The sequence below is a fragment of the Blautia sp. HA8986 genome (assembly GCF_056504635.1).
Genome location: NZ_JBWLUQ010000001.1, coordinates 319,880 through 337,668, shown reverse-complemented (window position 1 = coordinate 337,668; position 17,789 = coordinate 319,880). Strand labels below are relative to the sequence as shown.

Here is a 17,789-nt window from a genome sequence, read left to right as displayed (position 1 = left end):
TTTTGTTGAATCAATTTTAACCTGCGTACCGATTCACCTTTTTTCACGGGCTCGCAGCTAAAGCTGCATCGCCTGTTCTTTAGGCTACTCCAGCGGTGGTCATCTCGCAACTTCGTTGCTCGATGTCATTTGCTTCCAAATGTTCAGTCTGTACCATAAATGGTTCTCCACAAGCAAGCTTGTTCCGCCCCATTTCTGTTACATCCTGCCCGCTTCCTCGGCTAGTTGGTCAAGCCCTCACCCGATTAGTAACAGTCAGCTCCATGTGTTACCACACTTCCACCCCTGCCCTATCTACCTCGTCGTCTTCAAGGGGGTTTACTTCTTAAAGAATGGGATATCTCATCTTGAGGGGGGCTTCACGCTTAGATGCCTTCAGCGTTTATCCCTTCCGGACTTGGCTACCCGGCCATGGCTTTGGCAAGCCAACCGGTCCACCAGCGGTCCGTCCATCCCGGTCCTCTCGTACTAAGGACAGCTCCTCTCAGATATCCTGCGCCCACGCCGGATAGGGACCGAACTGTCTCACGACGTTCTGAACCCAGCTCGCGTACCGCTTTAATGGGCGAACAGCCCAACCCTTGGGACCTACTACAGCCCCAGGATGCGATGAGCCGACATCGAGGTGCCAAACCACTCCGTCGATGTGAACTCTTGGGAGTGATAAGCCTGTTATCCCCAGGGTAGCTTTTATCCGTTGAGCGATGGCATTCCCACTTAATACCACCGGATCACTAAGCCCTACTTTCGTATCTGCTCCACCCGTCGGTGTCGCAGTCAAGCTCCCTTCTGCCTTTGCACTCTTCGAATGGTTTCCGTCCATTCTGAGGGAACCTTTGGGCGCCTCCGATACCCTTTCGGAGGCGACCGCCCCAGTCAAACTCCCCGCCTGGCATTGTCCCACCGCCGGATCACGGCGGCTGGTTAGAAGCCCAATATCACAAGGGTGGTATCCCAACAGCGGCTCCATAGCAACTGACGTCACTATCTCTCAGCCTCCCACCTATCCTGTACATGCAACACCGGACCCCAGTGCCAAACTGGAGTAAAGCTCCATGGGGTCTTTCCGTCCTGGCGCGGGTAGCCAGCATCTTCACTGGCACTTCAATTTCACCGGATGTATTGCCGAGACAGCGCTCAAATCATTACGCCTTTCGTGCGGGTCGGAACTTACCCGACAAGGAATTTCGCTACCTTAGGACCGTTATAGTTACGGCCGCCGTTTACTGGGGCTTAAATTCAAAGCTTCGACGTATGTCTAACCTCTCCTCTTAACCTTCCAGCACCGGGCAGGCGTCAGCCCATATACCTCACCTTTCGGTTTCGCATAGACCTGTGTTTTTGCTAAACAGTTGCTTGAGCCTATTCTCTGCGGCCTGCTCTCGCAGGCACCCCTTCTCCCTAAGTTACGGGGCCATTTTGCCGAGTTCCTTGGCAATACTTCTTCCGCCGGCCTTAGGATTCTCTCCTCATCCACCTGTGTCGGTTTACGGTACGGGTACAGTATAAACAATAGCGGCTTTTCTTGACGCATGGCTCACGGGCTTCGCTACTATATTTCGCTCCACATCACGTCTTCCCATTGCATGGCGGATTTTCCTACCATACTGGTACCTCGCTTGTACCGGGCTTTCCATTCCCGGCTCCCGCTCTCCTTACGTGTCCCCACAGTTCTGTTATACTGCAGTACAGGAATATCAACCTGTTGTCCATCGGCTACGGCTCCCGCCCTCACCTTAGGTCCCGACTCACCCAGGGCAGATCAGCTTTACCCTGGAAACCTTGGATATTCGGCCTAGAGGATTCCCACCTCTATCTCGCTACTCATTCCGGCATTCTCTCTTCTATACAGTCCACAGCTCCTTACGGTACTGCTTCTTCCCATATACAATGCTCCTCTACCAATCCTTACGGATTCCTTAGTTTCGGTGGCGCGTTTCAGCCCCGGACATTTTCGGCGCAGGACCTCTCGACCAGTGAGCTATTACGCACTCTTTGAATGTATGGCTGCTTCTGAGCCAACATCCTGGTTGTCTTCGAAATCCCACATCCTTTTCCACTTAACGCGCACTTTGGGACCTTAACTGTAGGTCTGGGCTCTTTCCCTTTTGACCGCCCAACTTATCTCGTGCAGTCTGACTCCCGGTGATATCTACACGGCATTCGGAGTTTGATATTCTTCGGTAGGCTTTGACGCCCCCTAGGAAATTCAGTGCTCTACCTCCGCAAGACTCACACCGAGGCTAGCCCTAAAGCTATTTCGAGGAGAACCAGCTATCTCCGGGTTCGATTGGAATTTCTCCCCTATCCACACCTCATCCCCACCCTTTTCAACGGATGTGGGTTCGGTCCTCCACTACCTCTTACGGCAGCTTCAACCTGGACATGGATAGATCACCCGGTTTCGGGTCTACTCCTACTGACTTAAGGCCCTCTTAAGACTTGGTTTCCCTACGGCTCCACACCTGAAGTGCTTAACCTTGCCAGTAAGCGTAACTCGCCGGACCGTTCTACAAAAAGTACGCGGTTGTGCATATAAAGCACTTCCACAGCTTGTAGACACAGGGTTTCAGGTTCTCTTTCACTCCCCTCCCGGGGTCCTTTTCACCTTTCCTTCACAGTACTATGCGCTATCGGTCACTAAGTAGTATTTAGCCTTAGGGGGTGGTCCCCCTTACTTCCCACAAGGTTCCTCGTGTCTCGTGGTACTCCGGATCCTGCTCAGTCAGCTTGGCTTTCACGTACGGGGCTTTCACCCTCTCCGGCCGGCTTTCCCAAAACCGTTCTGTTAACTTCGCTGAATCTTAAATGCAGTCCATGACCCCGGCATGCACGCACACCGGTTTAGGCTCCTCCGCGTTCGCTCGCCGCTACTTACGGAATCGATGTTTCTTTCTTTTCCTCCGGGTACTTAGATGTTTCAGTTCCCCGGGTTCCCTTCCATACGTTATGGATTGGCGTATGGATGCATGAGGTCTGCTCATGCGGGTTTCCCCATTCAGAAATCTCCGGATCACGGGATATTTGCTCCTCCCCGAAGCTTTTCGCAGCTTATCACGTCTTTCATCGGCTCTTAGTGCCAAGGCATCCGCCCTGTGCCCTTATTGCTTGACCTTTCGCTTCATCACCCTAGCGTAGGTGATGCGGTCTCTTGATTCTCTGTTGTATCACGCTCTCGCGTTTTACAACGGTGTTTGATTACTCTGTTCATAACAGATAAATCGATGTCTTCCTATCTTTGCGTTTGCATTAATTTCTTAATACTTTGCGTTTAAGGATATTTGATTAACTTAATCAAATTTCATGTATGCAGTTTTCAAGGTACAATGCTGACTGATGTTTTATCAGCCATCAGAACTCACAAACTGTTTTTGTAAACTCTGATCACTGGTAAAACCAGCTTTTATTCTCATCAGGATCTCTCCTGTTTTTCTTTTTGATCTGGCGCCCACCTGCTCTCCCACACCGTCTCCAGTGCAGTACCATCGGCCGATTGGGTCTTAACCGTCGTGTTCGGGATGGGAACGGGTGTGTCCCCCAACCGCATCGGCACCAGAAATCTTTCAGCTTGATAGCTAAACAGTAAAACACATCTTCTCTACTTTTTCCCTTAGAAAGGAGGTGATCCAGCCGCACCTTCCGATACGGCTACCTTGTTACGACTTCACCCCAGTCATCGGTCCCGCCTTCGGCAGCTCCTCCCTTGCGGTTAGGTCACTGACTTCGGGCGTTACTGACTCCCATGGTGTGACGGGCGGTGTGTACAAGACCCGGGAACGTATTCACCGCGGCATTCTGATCCGCGATTACTAGCGATTCCAGCTTCATGTAGTCGAGTTGCAGACTACAATCCGAACTGGGACGTTATTTTTGGGATTTGCTTACCCTCGCAGGCTCGCTTCCCTTTGTTTACGCCATTGTAGCACGTGTGTAGCCCAAATCATAAGGGGCATGATGATTTGACGTCATCCCCGCCTTCCTCCAGGTTATCCCTGGCAGTCTCCACAGAGTGCCCACCTTATATGCTGGCTACTGAGGATAGGGGTTGCGCTCGTTGCGGGACTTAACCCAACATCTCACGACACGAGCTGACGACAACCATGCACCACCTGTCTCCCCTGTCCCGAAGGAAAGGAACGGTTAAGTTCCGGTCAGGGGGATGTCAAGACTTGGTAAGGTTCTTCGCGTTGCTTCGAATTAAACCACATGCTCCACCGCTTGTGCGGGTCCCCGTCAATTCCTTTGAGTTTCATTCTTGCGAACGTACTCCCCAGGTGGAATGCTTAATGCGTTTGCGGCGGCACCGAAGAGCTTTGCTCCCCGACACCTAGCATTCATCGTTTACCGCGTGGACTACCAGGGTATCTAATCCTGTTTGCTCCCCACGCTTTCGAGCCTCAACGTCAGTTACCGTCCAGTAAGCCGCCTTCGCCACTGGTGTTCCTCCTAATATCTACGCATTTCACCGCTACACTAGGAATTCCGCTTACCTCTCCGGCACTCAAGACGGGCAGTTTCCAATGCAGTCCCGGGGTTGAGCCCCAGCCTTTCACATCAGACTTGTCCATCCGTCTACGCTCCCTTTACACCCAGTAAATCCGGATAACGCTTGCCCCCTACGTATTACCGCGGCTGCTGGCACGTAGTTAGCCGGGGCTTCTTAGTCAGGTACCGTCAATCTCTTCCCTGCTGATAGAAGTTTACATACCGAGATACTTCTTCCTTCACGCGGCGTCGCTGCATCAGGGTTCCCCCCATTGTGCAATATTCCCCACTGCTGCCTCCCGTAGGAGTCTGGGCCGTGTCTCAGTCCCAATGTGGCCGTTCACCCTCTCAGGCCGGCTATGGATCGTCGCCTTGGTAGGCCGTTACCCTGCCAACTAGCTAATCCAACGCGGGTCCATCTTATACCACCGGAGTTTTTCACACCAGACCATGCGGTCCTGTGCGCTTATGCGGTATTAGCAGCCATTTCTGACTGTTATCCCCCTGTATAAGGCAGGTTACCCACGCGTTACTCACCCGTCCGCCACTAGAAACCAGCTAAATCTGCCGAAGCTTCAATAAAAGGTTTCCCGTTCGACTTGCATGTGTTAAGCACGCCGCCAGCGTTCATCCTGAGCCAGGATCAAACTCTCTGATAAAATGTTTGATTCATTTACTCAAGACAACCGTTTGGCTATCTCTCGTTTTACTGCTAAATAGGTCGTAACTCCGACTCGCTTCCGCTCATCGGAGCAGGTTCATGCTTTCGCATTCACCCGAACCGTTCTTTAAATGTAAAGAAATTTTCGAGAATCGTATGTGTTTCACTGTTTAGTTATCAAGGTTTGTTGCGTCTGTCTCTCAGACAGCTCGTTTATTTTATCTCATCTCTTTTTGTTTGTCAAGCACTTTTTTAAGTTTTTTTCAAACATTTTTGAGTTAAGATTTTGTTGCCGCTTTGTTGGCGACTTTGATACTTTATCATATCTTCTGTCTTTTGTCAACTATGAATTTCATTTTTCTGAAATTCTTTTTAATTGTTTGTTTTTCAAAAACAATTATTTGCGACAGCTCAGTTATAATACCACTGGGAGTTATGCTTGTCAACCATAAAATTCAAATTTTTTTGATTATTTTGTTTGTTTGGCTAAATTTGTTAATTTCCATTGGCATGGAGGGACCACTGGCTACGCACGTCACATTTCCAATGTGGACAGTGCGAGGGAAGGCGATCTCAGAGTTCCGAAGCCCGAACGCCCTCCCTCGCGCTCCCACCCCGTTGGGCACGGAACTTGTGTTACATCTTCGATATGTAACACTATTGACTTTTGTCTGTATGCTGCGGTATTCAATATAGAACGTTGTGCCGAGGATGTTCCTTACGTCACACTATTCTGACCGTATCGTTATACCAATACCGCTTCACCCCCACACTACTTCCCTCAACCCAGGACAGGGCGCAATCGCGTCCGCATCCGTCCTTCACCGAATTGACTACCAGCCGTGGAGCTGGGGTCTGGCCGGGCAACTCTGCAGGAGGGTCGAAACTACTTGGGCTGCGGGGAGCGGCGTTATTTTCAAAACTCCTGCTGTCTGAGCGACGCAGAAGCGAGTTCAGGATTTTTGGAAATGGTTTTAGCCGATTCACGGAGTCCTAGTAGTTTCCCCCGACGAAGCCCTGCCCGTACAGACCCCAGCTCCACGGCGTACATTCGTTAAAACAAAAAAGACGCCACAAAAAAGCGACGTCCTTCCATAAACCACACTCAATTCCCCCCAGAAAGCTCCCTAAGCAGCTCTATATCACTCTGCTGCACCTTTATATTCGTTGTCAGCTTCTCCCCTTCAGGGCTTATATAAGTCACTTCCAGGATACTGCCCTCACGAAGCCCACGCCTTGACACTGCACTGCAAAATGCAGGAAACTTAGGATGGTTCTTTTTAAATGTATTCCATGCATTCATAACTTTCATCATGTTTCCGATATTACCAATACCCATAACTGTTTCATACTCCTTTCTCACCATATACAGCCGCTATACCCAAAAGTACAGCGGCTGCATAATTAATATCCATCTAAAGAAGATTCTCACATAAGCTAACTTAATTACTGTTGAGCTTTTTTCTTAAAATAATTCTTAACAATAGGTTTCACTTTATTTTGTACTTTCACAGGCAAATGATAATAAACTCTGCGCAGGAAAGTCTGCTTAACCTGAATCGGCTCATTTATCTTGACGTGAATATCTGCTGCCTCTGTAGTTTCTATTTTGGCAGGATAAGCCTGGTATGTCTTAACTGTCTTCTCAGAGAACATAGCGTTCTTTAGCCAATCCTGGAAAAATGCTTTTTCTTTTTCCAGGATCTCCTCTACCTGAGTATAGTCCATTGGTTCAAGGAAGTGATCATTTTTGATAATATCAAGAGGATTAGTTACAAAACGATCCTCAACATGGAAAAGTTTTGTAAGAGAAGCAAATCTGGTCATACCCCTGTGTGCATTTCCAATTCCAGCAAATGGCTTATGGTAAATAATCGCAAAGCTCATTCCATGACAGGAATCTGTAAGAACATAACTGCTGTTTTTAAAATAGTAAACCCAATCCTGAAAAGTAACATTCTCAAGAATTGTATCCATTCCCAGCTTTTCTTTATTAGACTCATAATTCCATGGCGTGCCATCCAGAATATGAATAGTTCTAAGTCCCAGCTTTTCAGAAAGATGACGAATTACCTCTTTCTTTTCAGGTGTCGGATCCAGAATATAGGTAAGCATATATGGTTCTGTTTCATTACGTGTAGATTCTGCTGCAATATCATCATACACCTGTCTGTCTGTAGAAAATACCGGATCCAGAACACGGGTAGCATCCACCCCAAATACTCTCTTCATAATACCAACAGCAGATTCCTCTCGTACAGAAATTGCATCAAATCGCTTAAAGTACTCACTTGCAATAATACGTTCCCTATTTGAACGAAAATCACGATCATGTCCAAAAGATGCTGCAACTGCAACTTTCTTCTTTTCATCACGTACAAAATCCATAAGAAAACTTCTTCCAAAGTTTCTTGCAATACCATGATTCCATACCTGGTCAGAACCAATAACAAAGGAATCACAAATATGATTCAAGATACGCAATTCATTTAATTTATAGCGTTTGCTTACATGAAAATGAGTATTTGCAAAAACACGACTATGATTTTCTTCGGCAACTTCCCTGTCTATCCCTACAAAACCTGGTTTATCGATCATAAGAACAGAAAGGCCCAGTCCCTGCAACTGTTTCATCAAACCATAATAAGTCGCAATACTTCCATAATTACAGCCAAACCATACTCCCAGAACACCAACATCATAACGGTTTTCCATACAGTATTTAACCGCTTTATGCATACTTGTATAGTTTAACATTTCAAAGAAACGGTCGCGCTGAGAATGTGCCTGCATATGCTCTTTGAAACGGTTTTTCCAGGTAACTGCTTCCAACGGTACTTTTTCAAAAACCTGCGTATTTGCACTAATTTCTTCTACAATCTTGCGTCCCTTTTCATTATTTACAAGAATCAGAGAAGTTCCTCTTCCATCACTTAATTCAGCTTTGTATTTAGCAATTCCCCAACAATCACCAATCGTAATATCTCCCTGGCGAGGCATAGACGCAAATTTACAGTCTTCACAGCTTTTTCTGAGAAACAGGCTTCTGTAAGATCCTTTCACAAACGGATCCAGTTCTCCTGATCCCATATATGTCTGTCCATCCTTCAAGACAACCGCACAGGTAGTTCCATTATATCCATAATATTTAGTACGGAAATAAAATCTTTTTACATTTTCTCTTCCAAAAGTTTCATCCAGATATCTTTCAAAAACCTTAGGAGATGTGCCACCATGACACATAAGATCTACTGCAATCAGTCCCTCTCTTTTATTTCCCAAGTATGCTTTTAAACCGGCAACCTGACATGGAGTACCTGTAAAAAGGACTTTTGTACCTTTCTCAAGAAGTTCTTTAATACGCGGGAACATATCTCCAAGATCACTCTCCACATATTTAGATCTTCTCATTGGCTCAATTTCTTTTTCATTTGTGGCAATCGTATGGAAAATATGAAATTTCTCGTCCATAACAACACCGCAGACAACACCGCCCTGCGCAAGGATGTTTCTTGCGATTAAGGTAAAAGCACCGCCAGAAGTACTATCCATTCGCAGCTTGTCATCCGCCCAGACCGCATAACTCTCCGGCTCCGGTGCATTGCTCATATCTTTTGGACAGATGGATGGACAGATCTTTCTGCATTTTCCGCAGCCTGTACATTTCTCTTCGTCTACAACAGGATAGCGAAAGCCTTCGCTATCCCTTTCCATTGTGATTGCCCCAAACGGGCAGCTGTAAACACAGGCACTGCAGCCGTAGCACTCTGTTTTCTTTAAATCCCCTATATGTTTTACACTCATTTATCTATCTCCAAATATTTTCTCCAGAAACTTTCTGAAGTGAACTCTTTTCTGTGGTTTCTGTATTCTTTTTCCAAACGGACGTGAATCTTATTGTAACGACTGAAAAGTTTGCGTTCTCTGCTGAATAGCTCGAAAAATCTCTTCTTGTCCATTTCTCTGTATGCACCCATCTTCAGGTATGGGTTTACTGCAAGAAGTCTTCTTCTGAAGAAGTATCTGTGTGGTGAATAATACCAGTCATAGGCAACCGGAACTGTTTCTTTTTTCAGAAGCTTCTCCGGCCAGAAATGTCCGTTATAAGTAATTCTATACAGGAAGGTTTCCCATGGTTTACGCGGAAGATCCGTTGCATACACACTGTAAACCTTTGTCGGTGCTTCCGGGAAATTGGAAAGCGGTTCCATCTGCTCATTCTTTTGGGATTTCTCCTTGAGAAGCTTCTCGCCCTGGTTCTTCATGAAGAATTTGTACCCCTTCATATAATCCTCAACTGCATCAAGAAGAAGCTCTGCTCCGTCATAATTAAAGCGGAGAAGATTTACACGGATCAGCTTATGGATACGTGTCATAATATCTGCATTCTGGCAAACTCCGCTGGCAGCCTGAAGCATCAGGGTATTTCTGTGAACCTGGTAGAATTCCATTGCACCGTTGAATTTGTTTGTGAAGCCCATATGCCAGATGCAGATTCCGCTGAGTGTGATAAATTTCGCCTTGTTTCGAAGGCTGTACTCAACATCATCTCCACGAACAAATACAGGAAGCGGAAGATTGTCTTTGCGTACAAATTCAGCCGGAATACAGCAATACCACCATCCGGCATAAGCATTCTTAGGCTGATGGATGATTTCCTCACAGCGAAGGATATCTTCAATTTTTCTTGTATCCACTCTGTCTTTCAGAGGACCGTAAGTTCCTTCATGATCCATGAATCCGACATCCTCATACAACATATTCATCTCTTCATAGAAAAGCATAGCTCCACTGATAAAATGGTGTTCATATTCCGGACGAATGATCTTCAGAAGATTATAGGTACGGATAAGGCTCTCCGGAAGAATCATAACATCATCATCCATCAGAAGAACATGGGTCGGTTTTTCTTTATGATCCATAGCTTCCAGCATACCTCTTGTAAATCCGCCGGCACCACCTACATTAAGGTTCGGATGTACCATTACATGCTCTGTCTGGATCTCTTCTGCCGGAAGTGTCCGTCCATTATCTACCACATGGATCCACAGATTTTCTGCAATACTATCATTACCGGCAAGTACAGTATCTTTCAGAAGCTGAATGTTCGGAAGGATATAATCTTCTTTTTTGAATGTTGTTGTACAAAGATGAAGAGATACATGACGCATCTGATCTTCCTCAACCTCTGTAGCATACTCGCCTCCATAGATCACACATACACCGAGTGTATGGATCTCGAAGCCGGCAACCATCAGATCATTTTCCGGATATTCAAGACTGATCTCCTGCTCCTCAGCTGCGGAAACCTTTGCTCTGCGGAGAACTTTACGGATGTACTGTGTATCTTTCTTCTCATAGCCTGTAAGAAGGATCTCCATCTCACCTTTTACACGCAGTTTCAGAATCAGCTTCTCTGCGTATGTGTAGGTTTTCCATTTCAGAAGTGAAATAGAGTTAAAGTAAGTACAGAAATCAATTACCTGTCCCGCACCTAAAACGATGTTTTTCTTTTCTCTGTCATACACCGGGCGGCTGCTTTTGAAAAACATCTCCCAGTATGCTTCCAGCCTGTCATTGTCGCAGAACAGGATATTCTGCAGTTTGTAATTTTTACTCATTCTTATCAATCTCCAAATATTTATTCCAGAATTCTTCTGTTATCAGTTTCTTCCAGTTCCTTCTGTAGCTCTCCCTGGATTTTTCAAAATACCTGTCTGTTTTCCTCAATGCCAGTAATAAATATATGCTCAGACGTATTGTTTCCGGCAGGTTCTTATCTGCCTTCAGGCAAAATCCTGCGGAATCTTCATAAACGATATGTTTCTTTTTGGCTGCAGTGTATACACTGACATCCGGAGTTGTATAAAACACATTTTTTTCCGTGTGACCCGTTTTTTGCAGTTTAGGAACTCTTGCAGCTACTTTTGCGTGGATCTCTACTCCATCTGTTTTTTCCAGCCATTTTTCACCTTTCAGGAAATCCATCATAGCACAGATATTCAGATAAATATAAGAGTATCTGCCCCGCAGAAGATTTCCCGCAACCCATTTGATAAGGAATTTCTTCCACTGGAGACTATCCCAGTCATCATAATGAATCGCATTTACGATAGCCATATTCCGGATATCGTAATATTCTCCCATCTGAGGTAGTTTCTTGATAACGGCTTCATGCCATACTCCAATGCCATTCAGTGTCATCAGTTTTCCCAGGCGGATGCCGTACTCGATATCATCCCTGTGGATAAACAAAGGCAGCGGAAGACCCTTTTCCCGGATAGCTGATACCGGTATGGCACAGTACCACCAACCGCCGTATTCCCAGTTCTGTACCTTTGTATTCTTCAGAAGCGAATCTTTCCTTCGAAGATCCAGATTCTGTCCGCAGCCCTGGATCTTTCCTCTGTTCCAGAAAGCTCCGCACTCAAATTGTTTCCACGGAATATCCCTTTCTATAAGAGCTCCTCCCAAAGGCGCATCCTGCCATTCTTTCTTTACAGCAGAAAGAAAATAACCTGTTTTTCTGAGAACATCCGGATTAAGGATAATATCATCATCCATCAGGATCACATGGGTAAATGCAGGATCTTTCAAAGCTTCTATCATACCTCTTGTAAATCCGCCGGCTCCGCCGCAATTCCTGTTCGGAACAAGATGTACCCATTCCGGGACCATATCCTCTGTGAGAGTATTCCCATTATCTATGAGAAAAATCTCCGGACGTTCTTTTATGTCCATTCTGGAAATCCTCTCAAGATTTCCTATGACTTCTTTTTCACGGCGGCAGGTGCAGATCACTACTGCCAAATTGACTTCCTGCAGTCTTTCCACTTCTGTCTGAACTGTTATATTTCTAAGATATCCACCTTGTTTCAGGCCTTTCACAGAAATCCAGAAAACTTTGGAGTGCTGCGGATCCGGTACTTCAAAAGTCACTGTCCGCTCTTCATCTCCCGCCAGACATTCTTCCTCACCGTTCACAACAGTTCTCTTTCCATCTGTATGGCACAGACTTATACTGCAGCTTCCGCTCACCGTAACCTTTACATGCAGCCCGTTTAATTCTGCGTACTGAGCCCACTGCTTCGGGTAAAATCCATTAAAATATGTAAAAAGCTCTACATTTCCATTTTCCGGTATATATAAGGATTTCTCCTCACCGCCGATCAGCCTGACGCCTTCAGTCCCCTGATAATAAAGTCCGTAATTTTCCTCTTCACTGTCCGGAAGCATCAGCGTCTGTATTGTTTTATACTTCATTCAATTTCTCCCTAAGCCTCATGATAAAATGCCCCGGATAGTATAACAGATATCCGCTCTTTCGGATAGCCCATACGAATTTATTTTCGACAGCATTATAGATTTCCGGATATCTGCCCCGAATCGTGCCGTCCATTCTGCGCAATCTGCGGCATACTCTGGCTGAACAAGGGAAACTCAAATATATTTTAAAATGGCTGCTAAGTACATTGGCGATTCCTTTTTCCAGATAGATAAGATACTCTCTGTCAGTATCCCTTGCTTTGAGATTCCGGTAATATCTCAACAGACTTTTCAGGACACGTTCATGATTACGGTGATTCTGGCGCATTTTTTCCAGTGTCATGCTCTGCCCCTGACGTCCCAGCCTGTACATGTATACAAATTCATCCAGAAATGTGATTGTCTTTACTTCCGGAATCGGATACATTACAAATTCCACGTCTACATAATAGCAGTTTTCATCAATCCTCATTCCCGTCCTGCGAACCAGATCTGTCTTTACTGTCATAGAATGCATCTTGACAAATGTTTTTTCCGCTATTTCCCTGAAATCATATTTTCTACCATATTCTACTCCCGGGAACGGATGTCTGTTCTGGATGCTTTTCTTTCCGCTTGGTTCATAGACCCAGAAAAAATTACTCCAGACAATATCTGTATCATATTTCTCCAGTCCCTCTACCAGCCGGATGAAGCCTTTTCTGTTTACCCAGTCATCACTGTCAAGAACTTTTACATATTCGCCTGCTGCGTTATCCATTCCTGTATTAATGGCCGATCCGTGACCACCATTAGGTTTACTGATCACCCGGACAGATTCCGGATGTGCCTTGGAAAACTCCAGTGCGATTTCCTCTGACCGGTCTGTTGATCCGTCCAGTACGACCAGAATCTCTATTTTATCCAGAATTTCTCTGATCATCAGTGATTCCAGACACTGGCGGATATATTTTTCCATGTTATAGACTGGAATGATAACCGACAAAATCTTTCTCATACTTTCCAACCTCTTATTTTATTATATATGAGATTGCATCACGGATCCCTGCTACGTATACCAGACGTATCCCTTTGATGCTCTCAGTCGCTGCCCTGTTTACTTCCGGCAGGATCACAGTTTCAAATCCCAGTTTTTTCGCTTCCTGCACACGTTGTCCGGCCATGCTGACTGCACGTACCTCACCGCTTAAGCCGATCTCACCAAAGACCATCACATTATCCGGGATCACAATATCCTTGCAGCTGGAAATAATGGCCAGACAAATACCAAGATCAATAGCCGGTTCTGTCATCTTCATTCCACCTGCAATGTTCACATATGCATCCGATGATGCAAGATGAACACCTGCTTTCTTCTCCAGAACTGCCATAAGCAGATTTACGCGGTTAAAATCTGTTCCAACTGCCGTACGTCTGGGGATTCCAAAATTACTCTGGCAGACAAGAGCCTGAATCTCCACCAGAATCGGTCTTGTGCCTTCCATGGAGCACGCAACAACAGAACCGGAAGCATTCTCCGGCCTTCCGTTCAGAAGAAATTCCGAAGGATTTTTTACTTCTTCAAGACCTGTATTCTGCATCTCAAAAACGCCGATCTCATTGGTAGACCCGAAGCGGTTTTTCACTGCACGCAAGATCCTGTAGGAAGCATGCCTGTCTCCTTCAAAATACAGAACTGTATCCACCATATGCTCAAGCACACGTGGGCCTGCCACATTTCCTTCCTTGGTCACATGTCCCACAATAAAAATGGAAACTCCCATTCCCTTGGCAATCTGCATCAGAACATTAGTCAGATTCCCTCACCTGTGAAACACTTCCAGGTGCGGAAGTAATATCTTCATGAAACATAGTCTGGATAGAATCCACAACAGCAACATCTGGTTTTGTCCGTTCTATGATCTCTCTGATATTCTCAAGATTTGTCTCACAGAGGAGCTTGAGTCTGTCATTAAAGCTTCCAAGCCTGTCTGCCCTGAGCTTGATCTGTCTGAGTGATTCCTCACCGGAAATATACAATACAGATACTCCCTGAGCTGAAAGATTCCTGCATACCTGAAGGAGCAGGGTGGATTTACCGATACCGGGATCTCCGCCCACCAAAACGAGGGAGCCAGGAACAATTCCTCCTCCCAGCACCCTGTCCAGTTCACCGATCCCACAGCTCTGACGTTCATCAGAAGAAAGGCTGATGTCTTTCAGAATTACGGGTTCAGTTTTTTTCTGTGTTGTGTTTGTACTGCCAGAGGATACTTTCTTTGCAGAAACTGTCTCCTCCACAAAAGTATTCCATGCCTTGCATGCAGGACACTGTCCCATCCACTTGGCAGATTCGTATCCGCATTCCTGGCAGAAATATACTGTTTTTTTATTTTTTAGCATTTTACGATTTTTACTTCAGCTTTGGTGTCCGCATCCAGCTCAACACTGAAAGAAAGCTTACCGCCCAGGTTCGTAGTCATGGTACCTGTGCTCGCTCCGTCAATAAACACCTGATACTCAGTCTCAGCCTCAAGCTCTACTGTGATCTGAGAATCCTCAAAGCCCTGTACCTCGAAGCTCATTGCAGTTCCATCCTGCTGAAGGTGGAATACACTTGTTCCCGGAACGGACTCATATACGAACATTCCATTGCGCTCAAGCTTGGTGATCTCCTTATATGTTTTTACTTTATACATATCTCCCTGATACTGATAATCTGACAGCTTGGATTTCTGATTTAACTCATAATCTCCAAAACTGATAGTACCGTTGTCTTCTGTACGGATCAATTCCTGTACCACTGCCATGATCTTATGTCCTCCTGAAATTCTTTTGTTGTAAATTTTGTAAGTTTAATTATAACTTATTTCGTATTTTTTGGCTATAGGAAGTGACAAAATTCTTATACTTTTCATAATTGTGATTTTTTATTCCCCGGAATCTGTCACTGCAAAGCAGATCTTTTTATCTTTTACTTTTACCTGCACAGCATCTCCGGATTTAATATGTCCCTCAAGAATTTCCGTTGCCATCTCATCTTCGATCTTCGTCTGGATAGCCCTTCTTAAAGGTCTTGCACCATACTTGCTGTCAAAACCTGCGTCTGCAATGAGATCTTTTGCCGCACCTGTGACCTTCAATGTAATACCAAGCTGTTCCTGACAGCGATTCTCAAGATTTTTAAGAAGAATCGTAACGATCTTGCGGATATTTTCTTTATTAAGAGAATGGAACACCATGATCTCATCAATTCGATTGAGGAACTCCGGTTTGAACATCCGGCGTACTTCTTCCATAACACCAGACTTCATTCTGTCGTAATTCTGCTTCTCGGTATCTCCGGACATAAACCCAAGATGCTTTGGCTCCATGATCATCTGTGCACCTGCATTGGATGTCATAATGATGATCGTCTGCTTAAAATCAACTTTTCTTCCATGGGCATCTGTAATATGTCCGTCATCCAGCACCTGCAGAAGGATATTGAACACATCCGGATGTGCCTTCTCAATCTCATCAAAAAGAATCACGCTATATGGATTTCTACGTACTTTCTCACTGAGCTGTCCACCCTCCTCATAGCCTACATATCCTGGCGGTGATCCAATCATCTTGGAAACACTGTGTTTCTCCATATACTCAGACATATCCACACGGATCATAGCCTGCTCACTTCCAAAGACTGCCTCTGCCAGTGCCTTGGAAAGCTCTGTTTTTCCGACACCTGTAGGACCAAGGAACAGAAAAGAACCGATTGGTCTTGAAGGATCTTTTAAGCCGACTCTGCCTCGTTTCACTGCACGGGCCACTGCAGACACTGCTTCATCCTGCCCGATCACACGCTTCTTAAGAACTTTTTCCAGGTTTGCAAGACGGCGGGATTCCCCTTCTGTGAGACGCTGTACGGGAATCTTCGTCCAATCCGATACAATATCTGCAACTGCTGCCTCTCCTACTGTTAGAGATTTCCGTTTATTTCTGCGTTCAGCTTTTTTGCGGATCTTCTCAAGTTCTTCTTCTGCCTCATTCTGTCTTGCCTGTGCCGCTTTTGCACCTTCCAGGTCAGCATTTACAACTGCCTGCTCTTTTTCTTTGAGAATATCGTGGATTTTGCGTTCCAGGACTTCCGCCTCCGGGGACGGATGATATCCTGCCAACTGTACCTTGGATGACGCTTCATCAATAATATCAATGGCCTTATCCGGAAGAAAACGATCATTGATATAACGGATGGACATCTTCACTGCTGCCTCCAGAGCCTCATCCAGAATCTCAACGCCGTGATGCTTCTCATAATACGGGCGCAGCCCTCTTAAGATCTTCACGGCCTCTTCTTCTGTTGGCTCTTCCACTGTTACCGGCTGGAAACGCCGCTCCAGTGCAGCATCTTTTTCTATATATTTCCTGTATTCTTCCAGAGTTGTAGCTCCGATCAGCTGAATCTCTCCTCTGGAAAGTGACGGTTTCAGAATATTGGAAGCATCCAGTGCACCTTCTGCGCCTCCGGCTCCGATAATCGTGTGGATCTCATCGATAAAAAGCAGAATCCCCTGCTGTTCTCTTACCTCATCAATGACATTTCGGATACGCTCCTCAAATTCACCTCTGTATTTACTTCCTGCAACCATTCCGGAAAGATCCAGTACAACTACTCTTTTATCCTTCACTGTATCAGGAACCATTCCTGTAACGATCCGCTGTGCGAGGCCTTCCACAATAGCTGTTTTTCCAACACCTGGCTCTCCTACCAGACATGGATTATTCTTGGTCCTGCGGCTTAGGATTTGGATCAGGCGGGCGATCTCTTTATCTCTTCCCACTACAGGATCCAGTCTGCCTTCCTCCGCCATCTCAGTAAGATCCCGGCTGTACTGGTCAAGCGTTGGTGTTGTGCTGCCGTTTCTGTTCCGGGCCGCTTTTACTGCCTGAAATTCTTCTGCAATGGCATCGCTGTCCATTCCCATTGCTGCAAGCACTGCTGCGTACAGCTTCTGGATATTCGCTCCCATTGTATACAAAAGTCTCGTGCCTACACAGTCTGTTTCTTTCAGCATAGCCAGCAGAAGATGCTCGGTTCCTGCTTTCTCAAAATGCATAGATTCAGCTTCTGCATACGCATTTTCAAGAACTCTCTGGGTTCTCGGGCTGAATCCCGGTTTCTGGGTAACAGCTGTATTTCCCGGCGGTGCGATCAGTTTATCGATCAGTGCCAGGGCATTCTCTGCCTGGATACCGAATTCCTCGAGCACTCTGCCTGCTGTGCCCTCTTCTTCCTGCAAAAGGCCTACCAACAAATGCTCAGTACCGATATAACTATGTCCGCAGGAGCCTGCTGCCTGTTTCGCCAGAGCAAGAACATTCTGTGCCTGCTTTGTAAATCGTTCCTGCATGATGT

The 17,789-nt window shown here is 45.8% G+C and carries 7 protein-coding genes, 3 rRNA genes and 1 pseudogene; all 11 read right to left on the bottom strand.

Going from position 1 to position 17,789, the window contains the following annotated elements:
* Positions 1–225: 225 nt before the first annotated feature.
* Positions 226–3,114 (bottom strand): 23S ribosomal RNA (locus AC04Q4_RS01445).
* Between the two features lie 325 nt (positions 3,115–3,439).
* Positions 3,440–3,557: ribosomal RNA gene (gene rrf / locus AC04Q4_RS01440) — 5S ribosomal RNA — on the bottom strand.
* Between the two features lie 57 nt (positions 3,558–3,614).
* Positions 3,615–5,144, bottom strand: a 16S ribosomal RNA gene (locus AC04Q4_RS01435).
* Together the 16S, 23S and 5S rRNA genes form the textbook arrangement of a ribosomal RNA operon.
* Before the next feature lie 1,107 nt (positions 5,145–6,251).
* Positions 6,252–6,485, bottom strand: a complete 234-nt coding sequence (locus tag AC04Q4_RS01430; protein WP_187307702.1) for a hypothetical protein — start codon at positions 6,483–6,485, stop codon at positions 6,252–6,254.
* A gap of 107 nt (positions 6,486–6,592) precedes the next feature.
* Complete coding sequence (locus AC04Q4_RS01425; RefSeq protein WP_476388343.1) at positions 6,593–8,950, bottom strand: polysaccharide pyruvyl transferase family protein; 2,358 nt, start codon at positions 8,948–8,950, stop codon at positions 6,593–6,595.
* Entirely contained in the window at positions 8,947–10,767 is a 1,821-nt protein-coding gene (locus AC04Q4_RS01420; RefSeq protein WP_476388342.1) for a glycosyltransferase family 2 protein, read from the bottom strand. Before AC04Q4_RS01420 ends, AC04Q4_RS01425 begins: the two co-directional genes overlap by 4 nt.
* Positions 10,760–12,409 carry a glycosyltransferase gene (locus AC04Q4_RS01415; protein WP_173739004.1) on the bottom strand — a complete coding sequence of 550 codons (1,650 nt, stop codon included), beginning with the start codon at positions 12,407–12,409 and terminating at the stop codon, positions 10,760–10,762. The genes AC04Q4_RS01420 and AC04Q4_RS01415 overlap by 8 nt, the downstream gene beginning before the upstream one ends.
* On the bottom strand, positions 12,399–13,409 hold the full coding sequence (locus AC04Q4_RS01410; protein WP_476388341.1) for a glycosyltransferase: 1,011 nt from the start codon (positions 13,407–13,409) through the stop codon (positions 12,399–12,401). Before AC04Q4_RS01410 ends, AC04Q4_RS01415 begins: the two co-directional genes overlap by 11 nt.
* A 13-nt stretch (positions 13,410–13,422) precedes the next feature.
* A pseudogene (radA, locus tag AC04Q4_RS01405) lies at positions 13,423–14,794 on the bottom strand (DNA repair protein RadA).
* Complete coding sequence (locus AC04Q4_RS01400; RefSeq protein WP_173739001.1) at positions 14,788–15,201, bottom strand: endosialidase; 414 nt, start codon at positions 15,199–15,201, stop codon at positions 14,788–14,790. The pseudogene radA and the gene AC04Q4_RS01400 overlap by 7 nt, the downstream one beginning before the upstream one ends.
* A 120-nt stretch (positions 15,202–15,321) precedes the next feature.
* On the bottom strand, positions 15,322–17,784 hold the full coding sequence (locus AC04Q4_RS01395; RefSeq protein ID WP_173739000.1) for an ATP-dependent Clp protease ATP-binding subunit: 2,463 nt from the start codon (positions 17,782–17,784) through the stop codon (positions 15,322–15,324).
* Positions 17,785–17,789: the final 5 nt, after the last annotated feature.